The following is a 14746-nucleotide window of genomic DNA, read 5'->3' on the forward strand; positions in this document are numbered from 1 at the left end:
GGACTAAAGGTAAAGCTCAGAAATACGATGTGTTGCGCACACATATGACTCAACTAAAAAGGAATGGACTGCATGAATTATTGAAGGGAGACGGAAAGAGTGAATCTGATTGATGCATATATTCATGAAGTAACTAAAAGGATAAGCAAAGATAAGCGTGATAAAACCAGTCTAGAACTAAAATCTACTATTGAAGATATGTTACCTGAAGATTATTCAGAATCAGATATAAAGGACGTTCTTAAAAAGCTTGGAAATCCCATAGAAGTTGCAGCAAAATATCAAGATACACCACGATTTTTAATCAGCCCAATAGTGTTTGACGCTTATATTAGAACAATAAAATTAGTTATTCCTTGGGCAATATTAATTACAATTATTGTACAGATGATAGAAAGTATTGTGCTTTATAACGGAGAAGGTGCACTCCTGACTGCTATTATTAACACTATTTCTATAACTATCTCTCATATTATTTCAGTAATCATTTACGTACTGTTCTGGATTACAGTTGCTTTCATTGTCATCGAACGATCTGAAGGAAAAAACGTTCGAATCCCTCTTATAAAGAATCATCCAGAATGGACACCGGATGATTTAGCAAAAGTTAAAATAATCCCTAAAGAAAAAACTATTTCACTTAATGATAATATTTTAAGTTTCTTAGGCATTGCTATTTTCTCCTTTGCCTTTTTCAATGCTAATCACCTTTTAGGAATCTATACTTCTCACAATAAAGGCGGGTTGAAATTTGTTATGCCTATATTCAATCAGGATGTCTTACTGACCTTCGCTCCAATCGTTTTATGTTGTATCGTTTTAAGTGTCGCTTTAACATTATGGAAATTGAAGGCTGGTCAATGGACAATGTTAATCGCCGTAACTAATGCACTTCTTCAATGTACAGGAGTCATTGTTTTTATCCTCATGGCTATTCACCCTGATCTTATACACAGTCCAGCCGTACCTTATATCGCTGCAATTATGGGGACGACCTCTGCTAAGATTTTGTTTGCTATAGATCGAATATTATTCATAAGCATTGCAATTGCCATCATCGCAAATGCATTTGATATTTATAATGGCTTTAAAAAAGCTAGAATTTGAAAAGAACTATAAGTTTTTGAGAGCTGACTCTTTTTTGTTGGCTCTTTACTTATTCATATTCTCCTTCAAAATACCGTTATTCTCTAATGTTTTGTATAATAATAAAGTTAATACATTCATAAATAATCTGCACTAATTCAAACAGAATAAGGGGAAATAACTATGACCATTCTTCTTGTAGATGACAATCAGGTCAATCTATTTGTAATTGAAAAAGTATTAAAAAATGCAGGTTATGATAACTGTGTTTCTCTAACATCTGCCTATGAGCTTTTTGATTATTTACAGTTAGATGCACCAAATTCAACAGGAAATTCGGTGGATTTGATTTTATTAGATATTATGATGCCTGAAATCGATGGCATTGAAGCTTGTAAACGTATTAAGCAAAATGAACGATTAAAAGATATTCAAATTATCTTTGTCACAGCTCTAGAAGATAAAAACACGCTCGCCGAAGCACTTGATATCGGTGGAGTAGATTATATTACGAAGCCCATTAATAAAACCGAGCTTCTTGCTAGAATTCGAGTTGCTTTACGATTGAAAGCTGAATTAGATTGGCATACTCAGCAAGAAAAGAAAATACAATACGAATTAGATTTAGCCACACACGTACAAAGAAGCCTTTTGAGCGCCCCTTTAAATGAGGCTACTATTCAAATAGAGGTCTCTTATCTTCCTTCTTCTAATTTAGCAGGGGATATGTATTATTGGCATAAAATAAATGATCATCGATATGCTATCATTTTGCTTGATATGATGGGACATGGGATCCCTGCAGCGCTTGTTTGTATGTTTATCTCCTCTGTCCTAAGAGAAGCTGTTAAACAATTAGAAGATCCTGAATTAGTTATAAAAGAGTTAAACCATTATATGACACTTTTACGAAACGGAAAAGAGGACAATCTTTTTTATTTCACAGCTATTTATTTAGTGATAGATACAGAACAAAAAACCATTGAATATGTGAACGCTGGTCATCCTTCTGGCTATGCTCTAGTTGACGAAAAGACGCTCGTACATTTAAATCAAGGAAGCTGTGCAGTCGGCTTTTTCGATGAGATTAACGTACAAAAGCAATGCATTCAATACAATGAGGAAGTACAAATTATTTTATATACGGATGGTGTGTTAGAGGCAATGGGACCATGTGAAATGGAATCCGAGAAGCATTTACAAACACTAATATCTACGAAATGGGATAATTCTCGACGTCTGATTGACCATTTACTACCCATGGAAAAACAAGGGAATCAACCAGATGATATGTGTGTATTAATGATACAGGCACGTTAAACTACATAAAAGTGGCTGTTGCCTAAGTCTCTACTGTGGAGAGACTTGGACAACAGCCTATTTTTTATCTTACTTTATCTTCTGATATATTTTTTCATTGCCTACGATTTCTTTATATTTTGAAATAATATCTTCAAATCGGAGTGTCTCTTTATCTCCTAAGCATAAAAATCCAGTATCACTTAGACTTTCGGAAAACAAATGATGCACCTGGTTTTGTAACTCAGGTGAAAAATAAATTAAAACATTTCGGCACATAATGACATGAAATTCATTAAACGATTGATCTGTTACTAAATTATGCTGTGCAAATATAATGTTTTTTAACAGTGACGGATGGAAATAAGCATTTTGATAATCTGTTTTATAGTATTCAGAAAAAGCATGGATGCCGCCTGCAAGCATATAGTTTTTCGTATATGCCTGCATTTTGTTAATCGGAAATACTCCTTTTTTTGCCTCTTCCAATACTTGTTCGTTCATATCCGTAGCGTAAATAACGGCTTGATCCATTAACCCTTCTTCCTGTAGCAAAATAGCCATGGAGTATACTTCCTCACCCGTGGCACATCCTGCATGCCATATCCGAATTTCAGGGTAATCTCTTAGATACGGTACAACTTCTTGGCGAAAAGCCTTAAAAAAACTAGGGTTACGGAACATTTCAGTCACATTTATAGAAAAATCATTCAATAGTTGCTCTAAAAAATCATTTTCGTGTATTACTTTTTCAAGTACATGAGAAATGGTTGGAATATTACTCATCCTCATCCTACTATAAACCCTTCGTAATATAGAAGAACGATTATATTGTCGAAAATCAAATCCCGATAAACGATAAATAGCCTCAAGTAACAAATCAATTTCTAAATCTGTATGCTTTTTTTGCTGCAAAGGAAATCGGTCCATTTTATAAACTCCCTTTAGAAACTAGCCATACTCTTAAAACGGATATTAATTGCTCTAAATTTAATGGCTTACTTATATAATCTGAAGCACCAGCCTCTAATGTTTTATCTCGGTCATTTTTCATGGCCTTCGCTGTTAAAGCGATAATCGGTAAATCCGTAATCTTCATTTGTTTGCGTATAATCGACATCGTTTCATAGCCATCCAAATTCGGCATCATAATATCCATCAGAATAAGATCAATTTCATCATTAGCTTGCATAATATCTAAACACTCTATCCCATCTTTGGCAACTAAGATATTCATACCTCGTTTTTCGAGTGCGTTTTTTAATGCATATATATTACGGTAATCATCGTCTACAATTAAAATATTTTTTCCTTGAAAAACTTCTACCTCTTGTTGAGAGAAGTCCTGAGTTTCCGATAGTACTTCCATTAGCTCTTCTAATTCATTAGTAGCCCCTACTTCATGAATAGCAAATTCATTACGTTTTTGCTCTTCGATGCCATTTGGCAAGCTTGGGATTGTTAGTGTGAATGTACTACCTTGCCCTTCACTACTTTGTAAAGAAATCCAGCCGCCAAGTAATCCCGCAAGCTCTTTACAAATGGACAAGCCAAGACCTGTTCCACCGTATTTACGTACTGTTGCCCCATCAGCCTGTTGGAATGATTCAAAAATAAGTTGATGCTTGTCCTTCGGAATCCCTATTCCTGTATCGGAAACTATGATCTCTAACCAGTCAGCACTAACATCCTGCATATTATTTGTTAACTGTTCTTCACTAAGCTGTTTAATGTCAAGATGAACTGAGCCTTGTTTTGTAAATTTAAAGGCATTTGATAATAAATTTTTCAATATTTGCTGGAATCTTTGTTCGTCAGTATAGAAAATATCGACTACATTTTCGTCTTTCGAAATATAGAATTGTAGATTTTTTTTCGTTGCTACAGGCGCAAAGGTTTGCTCGATTTGTACAGGAACCTCACTCATATTCATTTCATCAAAACTAATATCCAGCTTGCCTGCCTCTACTTTTGATAAATCTAAAATATCATTAATTAATGCCAGCAGATCTTCCCCTGAAGAATGGATAACCTTTGCAAATTCAGCTTCCTCTTCTGATAAAGTATTTTGGCTATTTTCAGCTAACATTTCAGATAAAATTAATATGCTATTCAGTGGCGTTCGTAATTCATGTGACATATTGGCTAAAAACTCAGATTTATAATTTGAATTTAGTAACAGCTGTTCCGCACTTTCCTCTAATTCTTTTTTAGCTTGTTCTAATTCTCTCGACTTTAACTCTGCCTCTTTTGTTCTTTCTTCCAATTGGTCATTAATCATTGTCAGTTCCTCTGTTTGCATCTGCAATTCTTCTGATTGTGTCTGAAGCTCTTCAGATTGTGCCTGTAATTCCTCTGTCATAGCTCTTGACTCGTTCAATAAACGGACAACTTCCATACGCCCTAGGACACTATTGATCGTTAATCCGAAGGTTTCGATAACTTGCTTCACTAATTCCTGCTGCAGTTCATTAAAGCTAGTTATTGTAGCTAATTCAACGACAGCGATTACGTTATTTTCAAATATAATAGGGACGATAAAAATACCCTTTGGTGGTATTTTCCCTAAACCAGTGCCTACTAAACGGAAATCTTCTGGAATATCGTTATAAATTAAAATCTTTTTTTCTAAAGCACATTGTCCAATTAAGCCTTGTCCCAGTTTAAAGCTCTCAATTCCAACGTTATCCGTTGCTTCCGCAAAAGCAGCCTTTTTTACAAACTGTATATGATTATCAGTAGTTTCACGAACATAAAATGCGCCAAGGGAAGACTGCGTTTTTTGCGCTATTTCTGAAAGGAAGGTTTCAGCTAATTTTGTTATAGCAGAAATACCTTGATATTTTGTGACAATTTCTGCGATATTCAACTGTAGCCATTCTCTTCTCTCAAGCGCATCCAACAACTCATTTGTAGCAGCTGCAAGAGCATTGATTTCATCATTTGTTCTAACATGAATTCGTCCTTTTTGATTACTCTTGGAAGCAGTGATTTCTTGGATTGTTCGAGTAACCTCTGTTAACGTTTTTACGATTGAACGAGAAATACCACTTGCAATGATAATCGCAACAACTGAGATAAATACAAGTATGCCAAGCAGTGTAAGTGTTACTATACTATTTTTTTTGTCCAACTCGTTTACTTTGGCTTGCATCGTTGCAATTACCTCTGAACGAAGTGATTCAAACTGATCTCGTACTGTTTCTATGTCTCTAGGACCTGTACCTACCTTATAGAGTTCCCCTAATGCCCCCACATTTTTTTCTTTTTTAAATTTAATGGAAGGTTCACCAAATGTTGTAATCCAATGCTCTATCGTTGCCTTTATCTCATTTAACTTCTGTTTTGTTGGTTTATTTTTTACAATCTGATAAAGTTCATTAAAATCAGATTCCCATTTTTCATCAGATTCATTATAAGACTCTAAATAGCTTGATTCACCTGAGATAACAAAACTCCTCTGGCTCGATTCCATATCTAAAATGTGCTTTTCAATGCGATTGGTTAAAGCATGTATATTTGAATCATTCTTGATAATATAATTTCTTTCTTTTTGTAGAGAGGTAATTTGATTATTTAAGATAATCACTGATGCAAGTAAACAAAGTATGATAACAATATAGCCTAACGTAATTTTAGTTCGTATACCTATTTTTAATTTATTTAACATTTGTTTTCCTACCTTTATCTGTCATAAACTCTATAACTAGTATCATTGTACATCAAAAAGTAACAAAGTTTCTTCCTCTTAAATTTAGACAATAATATCCTTCCGAGAAATACTTAACAAAATTTACTCATTTAAAGTTAATAAGTCCCCTATTTTTTTCATATACATTTTATATTGAACTACTTTAAATTAAGGAGAGAACAATTGTGGACATTTACGTAAGACCAGGGGATTCTCTTTGGCGTTTCAGTGAAGTGTTTAAAATACCTCTTCAACTAATTATAGATTCGAACCGAAATATCAATTCTCAACTTTTAAGGGTTGGACAGCGCATTCGAATTCCAGGGTTTGTTGCAGTCAATTATCAAGTAAAACAAGGAGATAGTTTTTGGCAAATAGCCCAAAGCAGAAATCTCCCATTAGGAGCCATCTTGCTTGTCAACCCTGATCTTAATCCAAATCAATTACACATTGGACAGACAATTCGCATTCCCCAACGAATCACATGGAGGCTCGTCAATGGTAATCAAAATTATACTTACACGATTGTGATGAATGATATCAAAAAGCTACTCGATGCTTATCCATTTCTACAAAGCTCTACGATAGGACATTCTGTTTTACAGCATGAAATTCCAGAGCTTCTTATCGGGAACGGAACTAAGCGTGTCCATTATAACGGCTCCTTTCATGCGAATGAATGGATTACGACTCCAATTATTTTAACTTTTATAAACGACTATCTACTTTCGCTCACCAATCAAAGTACAATTCGCGGTTTATCTCCATTACCACTTTACCAGCAAACAACCCTTTCTATAGTTCCGATGGTCAATCCCGATGGTGTCGATTTAGTATTACAAGGCCCACCTAATGACGACGCATTAAGAAATCAGCTCATTACTTGGAATAACGGTAGCACCGATTTCTCAGGTTGGAAGGCTAATATAAATGGTGTCGATTTGAACGATCAGTTTCCTGCAAAATGGGAACTCGAACGTGCACGAAATCCAAAAACACCTGGACCAAGAGATTTTGGCGGACAACGACCTTTGTCCGAGCCTGAGGCCATTGCTATGGCTGACTTAACAAAGAAACGCGATTTTGCCAGAGTTCTCGCGTTTCATACACAAGGAAGAGTGATTTATTGGGGTTTCGAAAATCTCGAACCGCCAGAGTCAGAAATCCTTGTTAATGAGTTTAGCCGGGTCAGTGGCTATGAGCCTATTAATTCGGCAGGCAGTTATGCGGGCTATAAAGATTGGTTTATTCAGGATTGGCGTAGACCTGGCTTTACAGTTGAGTTAGGTAGTGGTACAAATCCACTTCCACTCAGCCAATTCGACGACATCTATGAAGAAACATTAGGTATATTCCTTGCAGCATTGTATATGTAATAAAAAGTGCCTAGAATTTGTGAAGTCGAAGTAACCATCACAATTCAATGCTAAATAAATATCCCCAATCCCCTTTTACTTCTGAAGTGAAAGGGGATTTTTTACCCTCTGATTGATTGCTTCTTGATAGTTCATCACCAAAAGTTGTGGATGACTTTTGTTAAAACGTCTACTATGTCAATAAGTTGATTGGAGTGGAGGCTGGGTGACTCCTTGGGGATTAGCGATAGAGGAACGAAGGCTAAAACCATCCTGTGATAACGCCTTCGTGACCAACCTCGGTGCTGCTGCCGCTACGTTAGCACTACGCTTTCGCGCAAAAAACATCTGTTGGCCCGAGACCCTGGAGCGAGCATCGCGAGTGAAGCGGCTCATCGGACGCCCCCAGGAAGCTCTGCTCTGCGCGAAAGCGAAGCGTCAGCGGCAAATGTTTTATCTGTGCGAAAGCGAAGCGTCAGCGGCAAAGCGCCCAGCCGGAACGGAAATCAACCACACGTTTTGATGATGATCCTTCTTAGCAGAAATATGGACGTATTTGGAAAAATTACTTTGACAGGTAGAGTAATGTTTGCTAATATTACTCTAACAGATAGAGCAATAAAAATTAAGTAGGTGACTTATGGTTCGAAGTGACATCATCCGCGGACACTTGGATTCCATTATTTTAAGGTTAATTTTAGAGAAAGACCGCTATGGTTATGAAATTTCTCAGGAAATAAGTATCCGCACAAATAATCGATTTCAAATTAAAGAAGCAACTTTATACGCAGTTTTTCAACGTCTAGAGAAAAAGGAAATTATTGAAGCCTATTATGGTGATGTTTCACATGGAGGCAAAAGAAAGTATTACCGTATTACCCCGTTAGGTAAAGCTTATTTAAATGAGCTAGTAAAAGAGTGGTCGGAAGTAAAAGAAATTATCGACTTATTTATGGAGGGCTTAGAATGAAAAAGATAAAAAATCATATTGATGAGCTTTTTAAAGACATTCCTCGTAATAAAGAAACAGAGATGGTGAAACAAGAAATCATTCAAAACCTTGAAGAAAAAGTATTTTATTTAATGGATCAAGGGAAAGAACAGGAGGATGCCATCAACAAAGCCATCGTGGAGTTTGGAGATATTGAGGATTTAAAAAAGGAATTAGGTGTTAAGGAGCCCGAAAAGAAAAACATGTCTAAATTAAATTTAGAATTCTCTATATGGGGTAGTGGTTTAATTATTGCATTTTTTATTTTTATTAATCTTTACTATACACCAAATACAATTTGGGCAATCTATCCAATCTTCGCAATATTATGGTGGCCATTATCTATGTACTTCGTTTGGTCACGTAAGAAATGGAGTGAATAAAACATGAAGAACTTTATTAGCTTTTCGATTGTAGGTAGTTTGATGACAATGATTTTTTTAGGAATCGTCAATTATACGACGTCACCTCAGGAGCTTTGGTTTATTTACCCGTGCTTACTTGTATTGCTATGGCCAATAACGTTATTCTTTATGTCTAAAAGAATGTATAAACAATATTCTCTTGTTTGTAGTGCCATGATTATTGCTTTTCTTATCATTGAAAATTACTTATATTCACCCGATTATATATGGTTCATTTATGCGATCTATCCAATCATCTGGTGGCCAATTCTTATGTATTTAGATGAAAAAGCAAAAACATTAAAAATTGCACTAATAGGCTGTGCAAGTACCATTATCTATTACTCCTTATTAAATATTATTTTATCCCATCCATACCCTTGGGCGATCTATCCATCATTTTTAGTAATTTGGTGGCCATTAGCTTTATACCACGCACAAAGAAAAACATTTGTAGCATTCTCTGTTACCGCTACAATTCTTATCAGTATCTTTTTTATTACAGTAAATATTGTCTCTTCACCAGGAGTAATATGGGCGTTTTATCCAATCTTTGTAGTCCTATGGTGGCCCCTTAGCATGTACTTTTATGTTTATAAAAGAAAAATGTACAATTCAACAACTACTCCTGAAAAAATCTAAAAATTTCGACTATATTTCACTTCCACAGAGGTAATTAGATGAAAAAGATAATGAAATTTATAAAATATACTGTAATAATTACAATCGTATTACTCATAACAGCGCTTTTATTCCCTACATGGACTTCCCATATTAAAGGTAATAACAGTGTAAGTGTATTAGAGCAAGTAAAGATAAATGGAAGTAATCATGAAGTTATGATACGTGGCAAAGATAAGGATAATCCCGTTATTATTTTTGTCCATGGAGGGCCTGGATGTTCAGAAATACCGTATGCCAGTAAGTATCAAAACTTATTGGAAAACAATTTTACGGTCGTGAATTACGACCAAAGAGCAAGCGGAAAATCATATCATTTTTTTGAGGATTATTCTAATCTTTCATCAGACTTACTCGTAGATGACTTATTGGCCTTGACGGATTATATATCAGATCGTCTTGGCAAAGAAAAAGTAATATTAATTGGACACTCTTATGGTACGTATATTGCAACGCAAGCTGCCTCTAAAGCTCCTGAAAAATTTACAGCATATGTTGGAATTGGACAGATGAGTGATCAAGCAGGAAGCGAGATTGACGGTTTGAATTACGTTATTCAGCAAGCTGAATACGATGGCAATGTAGAGGATGTTCTATATTTACAAGGGTTAACTGAACAAGTAGAAAATGGCGAGACGTTTATTCCACGGAAGTATATTGCAAAATATGGTGGAGCTTCAAGACTTATTGATAACCCTGATGGGAATATCATAAGTATGTTATTCAGTCGTGAGTATAACTTATTAGATGTGATTCGTTACAACTATGGGCTATCCTATTCTCAAAAAGCTCTATTAGATGAAGTAATGAAAAACCCATTACCTACTAAAGTAAAAAAACTTGAATTACCATGCTATTTTGTTATGGGTAAATATGATTATCAAACTTCATCTAACACAGCAAAAAAATACTTTGATACGATTGAAGCCGATAAAAAAGAATTTATTGCTTTTGAACAATCAGCTCATTATCCACAATTTGAAGAGAAGGAAAAATTTTATGAATGGATGTGCGATACGTTTGTGAAATAATTGGCTCTTCACCAAAACATGGGGTTGATTTCCTTCCAACCGAGTTCTTTGTTGCTGACGCTTCGCTTTTGCACAGAACAAAGCTTCCTGGGGGCGTCCGATGAGTCGCTTCTGTGTTTTACAATGACAAGAAATCAATTCTCTTAAGGATATCGATAGTAGCTCACATTATTTATTTACTATATAATTTAGTTATTAAATATTTTAATGGGCTGTGATACTATGTCAAAAAATGATCAATTGCACAATGTGGAAATCATTATGAAAGAGATGTTTGAAATACAGCATACATCGAAAATGTTTGTAAATCTTTTATCTGAGGGAGAATCATTATCTCAAAATCAGCTGATCCTCCTACTTCAACTAAAGATTAATGGTGGTATGAAAGCAACAGAAATTGCTGAATTCTTTAGTGTGACACCAGGAGCCGTTACATCGATGTGCGATAAGCTGGAAAAATTAGAATTGGTAGAGCGAATTAGAGAGCAAGAAGATCGTCGTGTTGTAAAAATGATTTTAACTAATAACGGCGAATTGAAGGTTCAAGATTTATTTTTAAAGTTTCCACAGGAAAAACTGATAGACATGGCAAAAATATTGCGTGAGGTTAATCAGTTAATGAGAAAAATTTTTTAGGATTTCATAAAATTGAAGTCCTTTTTTTATTGCCCAGAAAATACATAAAAAGCTCATGGCAAATTTTTTGTTCTTGACAAAACAAAGTGACATATACTTTAATTAATATATATTTTAATTATTAAAATATATATTAATTAAATTAACATGAGGTGATTATCCGTGATTCAAAAACTACGTACAGTAACCCTTACTAATGGCAATATTACAGATTTAGCAGCGGATTGTGAGCAATTAAATATCCGTGGATTCGTTACTTTACATCAAGAGGTACGCGTAAAAAAAATCTCTACTCATGGTCATAGTTCTTTTCATTCCCACGTTGAAGCGCAGATTTTAAATAGTACAGGATCATGCTCTATAAAAGATTTTTGTGAAATTAATGAGATTAAAAATGCCGGGAGCTTAAATATGCGCAATGGGCGAGTAACAAAATTGAATAGTTCTGGGAAGTTGACCATTGAACAAAACTTACAAGCAGAACAGTTTCATGCAATCGGTCTTGTTCAAGCGAATGAAATAGAGGCTAAACATTTTCAATTAAAAATGTCTGGTGGAAATGAGATTGGAAAGCTTATTGCAGATGTGATACATGTAGAAAAAGACACGTTATCTATATCTTTTCTAAAGAAAAAGCTGAATTGTAAATATATTAAAGGTGAACAAATACATCTTTCCTATACAGATGCAGAAATCGTTGATGGAGATATTGTAGCAGTAGGCGATAATTGTCATATACAAACACTTTATTATACAAAAAGCTATTCGATTGCTAAAAACGCCAAGGTGCAGCAAATTATACGGAGGGAAAAGGAATGACATTCATAAAAATCATTCAAGGCTTTTTTTGCTCATTAGCCCTTCTCGTATTATCTATCCTCTATGCAGGGCTAGTCTTAAGCGCATTACTATCAATAGTAGCCGGCATTTTGCGAACATTCGGCTTGGAACAAATACAAATGAGCATTTGGAACGGTGTTGAGCTTCCGATCGCTTTCAGCATTCCTCTAGCACTCTTGGTTTCTTTGTTGCTGTTCTTTTGTTCAATGTATATCAAACACTCTATCCAATTTTGTTTTTCCAAGCTTAAATTTTAAAATAAGAAACACACCTTTTGTTTGATAATAAAAGGTGTGTTTCTTATTTGTTTAATAATCATTAATTGTACGCGAGGGTCTAATTCATCTCCCAAAAATGGAGCTCCCTCAAACTTTTCAAATTCCTCAATTGCTATCTCTTCAACAATTGCTTGTTGTTGTTCTTCATTAAGAGTCGAATATTCGCGGATATACTTCATTAGTATTTCTCATCATGCTGTCCATTCAACTATTTTCATTCAATCCTCGTGTATTTGTCATTAATTAATGCCTATTTTAATATATTAGTTAATATGGATGAAAATTCCCACTGCAACTCCATTTGTGAAATAAAAAAATAGAACCTTCCATCCAAAATTAGAATGAAGGTTCTATTTTATTTTGTAGAAACAAACGCTTAAATCCTTTGTTTCTACATCTAATTTTATTTTAAACGAAGCGCTTCGTCTGTTGTTTCGTTAATTTCTTTAAGAAGCTCTGGATTTTCTACTAATGATTTGCCGTATGATGGGATCATTTCTTTAAGTTTTGACTCCCACTCGTTAACATGTTGAGGGAAGCATTTATTGATTACCTCAAGCATAACGTGAACGGCAGTAGAAGCACCAGGAGAAGCTCCAAGTAATGCAGCAATTGAGCCATCAGAAGCACTTACAACTTCCGTACCAAATTGAAGCGTTCCTTTACCACCAGCTTCAGTATCTTTAATAACTTGTACACGTTGACCAGCTACAATAATATCCCAATCATCGCTCTTAGCATTCGGGATGAAATCACGTAGCTCTTCCATACGTTGTTCTTTAGATAACATAAGTTGTTGGATTAAATATTTTGTTAATCCCATCTCTTTAACCCCTGCCGCTAATAACGTTGTAATATTATGCGGTTTTACAGAAGCAAATAAATCCATATTTGAACCTGTTTTTAAGAACTTAGGTGAGAAACCTGCGAACGGTCCAAATAATAAAGATTTTTTGTTATCAATATAGCGTGTATCAAGATGCGGAACAGACATTGGTGGAGCACCAACTTTAGCTTTTCCGTATACTTTCGCATGATGTTGTTCAGCAACTTCTTGGTTTTTACATACTAAGAATAATCCACTGATTGGGAATCCACCAATATGTTTTCCTTCAGGAATACCTGATTTTTGTAGTAATTCTAGGCTTCCTCCACCAGCTCCAAGGAAGACAAATTTTGCTGTATGGTATTCCATTTTACAGCCATTTTTGTCGTGCACTCGTACTTCCCATGAACCATCGCTAGTACGTTTCATGCTTTCAACACTATGATTGTAGTTGATATCAACGTCTTGAGTTTTTAAGTGGTCGAATAACATACGTGTTAATGCACCAAAGTTAACGTCTGTACCAGTGTCAATTTTTGTCGCAGCGATAGCTTCATCTGCTGGACGATCTTGCATAATAAGAGGAATCCATTCCTTTAGTTTTTCTGGGTTATCAGAAAATTCCATACCTTGGAATAAAGGATTTTTTGTCATCGTTTCATGACGTTTTTTTAGAAACTCTACATTGTCTGCACCTTGTACTAAACTCATATGAGGTAAAGGCATAATAAAGTCTTGTGGATTACTGATCAGTTGGTTGTTCACAAGATAAGACCAAAACTGTTTTGAAAGTTGGAACTGCTCATTAACTTTAATCGCTTTGCTAATATCGATTGATCCATCTTTTTTCTCTGAAGTGTAGTTAAGCTCACAAAGTGCCGCATGCCCAGTTCCCGCATTATTTAATTCGTGAGAACTTTCTTCACCAGCTTTATCGAGCTGCTCAAACACTGTAATTTTCCAATCTGGCGCTAATTCTTTGAGCATTGTTCCCAAAGTAGCACTCATGATTCCGGCACCAATTAAGATAACATCTGATTTAATTTGTCTGTTACTCATTTTTACCTTCCTTATATATTAAGATTTGCAGAAAGGATGTAAAGCTCTCCTGCTTAGATGTCTCAGTAAGCCTAGGAGTAACCTAGGAGTACACCTTTTCTGTATCAATTATTACCTTATTGCAGTGTATCATAATTACATAAAGATTAAAATATCAACTATCTATATGAGAGTTATGTGCATTTTTCGAGCCTTTCCCTTAATAAATCAAGAGAAAAACCTCCTATTCCACCACAAAGAAACCTAACCTTTATTTAAGTTTTATGGAATAATTGACCTAAAATTGGCTAGCATTTTCATATAATAATGAGGATTTTTTTAATATTATATCTATATAATAACATAAAAATATGGAACCAGTCTTGTTTTTGCACCAGCTCCACTACATATAAAAACACACCGAATTTTCTTAATACTTTCTAGCGTAAACTTATTTCTTTTATTCTAACCAAAAAACCGAATCTCATCCTATTTTAAAATGTACCCTATAAGATAGACACTTAAAAAAAGTCTCTCTTATAGGGTACTTTTATTTATAATGAACATAACAACTAGATGGAGCAGAACTT

Annotated in this window: 14 protein-coding genes; 10 read left to right on the top strand and 4 right to left on the bottom strand. The window is 34.9% G+C overall.

Annotation, left to right across the window (positions count from 1 at the left end):
- The first annotated feature begins 99 nt into the window (after positions 1 to 99).
- On the top strand, positions 100 to 1107 hold the full coding sequence (locus tag ACQKOG_RS14860; protein WP_370077851.1) for a hypothetical protein: 1008 nt from the start codon (positions 100 to 102) through the stop codon (positions 1105 to 1107).
- Positions 1108 to 1269: 162 nt separating this feature from the next.
- Positions 1270 to 2406 (top strand): SpoIIE family protein phosphatase, encoded by a 1137-nt coding sequence (locus ACQKOG_RS14865; protein ID WP_427447169.1) that lies wholly within the window; start codon positions 1270 to 1272, stop codon positions 2404 to 2406.
- 69 nt (positions 2407 to 2475) lie between these two features.
- Here the strand turns inward: ACQKOG_RS14865 and ACQKOG_RS14870 are convergent, their stop codons facing one another.
- Both ACQKOG_RS14870 and ACQKOG_RS14875 read right to left on the bottom strand, forming a co-directional pair.
- Positions 2476 to 3315, bottom strand: coding sequence for a CheR family methyltransferase (locus ACQKOG_RS14870; RefSeq protein ID WP_370077855.1), 840 nt, complete (start codon positions 3313 to 3315; stop codon positions 2476 to 2478).
- A 1-nt stretch (position 3316) separates the two neighbouring features.
- Positions 3317 to 6055, bottom strand: a complete 2739-nt coding sequence (locus ACQKOG_RS14875) for an ATP-binding protein (RefSeq protein WP_370077857.1) — start codon at positions 6053 to 6055, stop codon at positions 3317 to 3319.
- Positions 6056 to 6261: 206 nt separating this feature from the next.
- On the opposite strand from ACQKOG_RS14875, the gene ACQKOG_RS14880 reads away from it, so the two are divergent.
- From ACQKOG_RS14880 to ACQKOG_RS14915, 8 genes are all read left to right on the top strand, one after another.
- Positions 6262 to 7452 carry a M14 family metallopeptidase gene (locus tag ACQKOG_RS14880; RefSeq protein ID WP_427447172.1) on the top strand — a complete coding sequence of 397 codons (1191 nt, stop codon included), beginning with the start codon at positions 6262 to 6264 and terminating at the stop codon, positions 7450 to 7452.
- 619 nt (positions 7453 to 8071) lie between these two features.
- A complete protein-coding gene (locus ACQKOG_RS14885) occupies positions 8072 to 8401 on the top strand; it encodes a PadR family transcriptional regulator (protein ID WP_053482886.1) in 330 nt (109 codons plus the stop codon).
- Positions 8398 to 8805 (top strand): permease prefix domain 1-containing protein, encoded by a 408-nt coding sequence (locus ACQKOG_RS14890; RefSeq protein ID WP_370077861.1) that lies wholly within the window; start codon positions 8398 to 8400, stop codon positions 8803 to 8805. Before ACQKOG_RS14885 ends, ACQKOG_RS14890 begins: the two co-directional genes overlap by 4 nt.
- A 3-nt stretch (positions 8806 to 8808) precedes the next feature.
- The gene (locus ACQKOG_RS14895) at positions 8809 to 9468 is read left to right on the top strand and encodes a hypothetical protein (RefSeq protein ID WP_370077863.1); all 660 of its coding nucleotides are present in this window, start codon (positions 8809 to 8811) and stop codon (positions 9466 to 9468) included.
- A 38-nt stretch (positions 9469 to 9506) separates the two neighbouring features.
- Entirely contained in the window at positions 9507 to 10538 is a 1032-nt protein-coding gene (locus ACQKOG_RS14900; protein WP_370077865.1) for an alpha/beta fold hydrolase, read from the top strand.
- Positions 10539 to 10760: 222 nt separating this feature from the next.
- A complete protein-coding gene (locus tag ACQKOG_RS14905; protein WP_427447176.1) occupies positions 10761 to 11174 on the top strand; it encodes a MarR family transcriptional regulator in 414 nt (137 codons plus the stop codon).
- A 162-nt stretch (positions 11175 to 11336) separates the two neighbouring features.
- The gene (locus ACQKOG_RS14910; protein WP_370077869.1) at positions 11337 to 11993 is read left to right on the top strand and encodes a hypothetical protein; all 657 of its coding nucleotides are present in this window, start codon (positions 11337 to 11339) and stop codon (positions 11991 to 11993) included.
- Positions 11990 to 12271 (top strand): hypothetical protein, encoded by a 282-nt coding sequence (locus ACQKOG_RS14915; protein ID WP_370077871.1) that lies wholly within the window; start codon positions 11990 to 11992, stop codon positions 12269 to 12271. Before ACQKOG_RS14910 ends, ACQKOG_RS14915 begins: the two co-directional genes overlap by 4 nt.
- On the opposite strand, the gene ACQKOG_RS14920 is transcribed toward ACQKOG_RS14915, so the two are convergent.
- Positions 12268 to 12471: a hypothetical protein gene (locus tag ACQKOG_RS14920; protein WP_370077873.1), complete on the bottom strand. Its 204-nt coding sequence runs from the start codon at positions 12469 to 12471 to the stop codon at positions 12268 to 12270. The two genes, ACQKOG_RS14915 and ACQKOG_RS14920, sit on opposite strands and share 4 nt — an antisense overlap.
- A gap of 224 nt (positions 12472 to 12695) precedes the next feature.
- Positions 12696 to 14177, bottom strand: coding sequence for a malate:quinone oxidoreductase (locus ACQKOG_RS14925; protein ID WP_370077875.1), 1482 nt, complete (start codon positions 14175 to 14177; stop codon positions 12696 to 12698).
- Positions 14178 to 14746 lie beyond the last annotated feature (569 nt).

The sequence above is a fragment of the Lysinibacillus sp. NPDC093216 genome, assembly GCF_050280325.1.
GTDB lineage: Bacteria > Bacillota > Bacilli > Bacillales_A > Planococcaceae > Lysinibacillus.

Coding starts and splice junctions, on each gene's coding strand:
- ACQKOG_RS14900 (WP_370077865.1), top strand. CDS start 9,507: ATGAAAAAGATAATGAAATTTATAAAATATACTGTAATAATTACAATC.
- ACQKOG_RS14875 (WP_370077857.1), bottom strand. CDS start 6,055: ATGTTAAATAAATTAAAAATAGGTATACGAACTAAAATTACGTTAGGC.
- ACQKOG_RS14890 (WP_370077861.1), top strand. CDS start 8,398: ATGAAAAAGATAAAAAATCATATTGATGAGCTTTTTAAAGACATTCCT.
- ACQKOG_RS14865 (WP_427447169.1), top strand. CDS start 1,270: ATGACCATTCTTCTTGTAGATGACAATCAGGTCAATCTATTTGTAATT.
- ACQKOG_RS14885 (WP_053482886.1), top strand. CDS start 8,072: ATGGTTCGAAGTGACATCATCCGCGGACACTTGGATTCCATTATTTTA.
- ACQKOG_RS14925 (WP_370077875.1), bottom strand. CDS start 14,177: ATGAGTAACAGACAAATTAAATCAGATGTTATCTTAATTGGTGCCGGA.
- ACQKOG_RS14920 (WP_370077873.1), bottom strand. CDS start 12,471: ATGAAGTATATCCGCGAATATTCGACTCTTAATGAAGAACAACAACAA.
- ACQKOG_RS14870 (WP_370077855.1), bottom strand. CDS start 3,315: ATGGACCGATTTCCTTTGCAGCAAAAAAAGCATACAGATTTAGAAATT.
- ACQKOG_RS14895 (WP_370077863.1), top strand. CDS start 8,809: ATGAAGAACTTTATTAGCTTTTCGATTGTAGGTAGTTTGATGACAATG.
- ACQKOG_RS14905 (WP_427447176.1), top strand. CDS start 10,761: ATGTCAAAAAATGATCAATTGCACAATGTGGAAATCATTATGAAAGAG.
- ACQKOG_RS14915 (WP_370077871.1), top strand. CDS start 11,990: ATGACATTCATAAAAATCATTCAAGGCTTTTTTTGCTCATTAGCCCTT.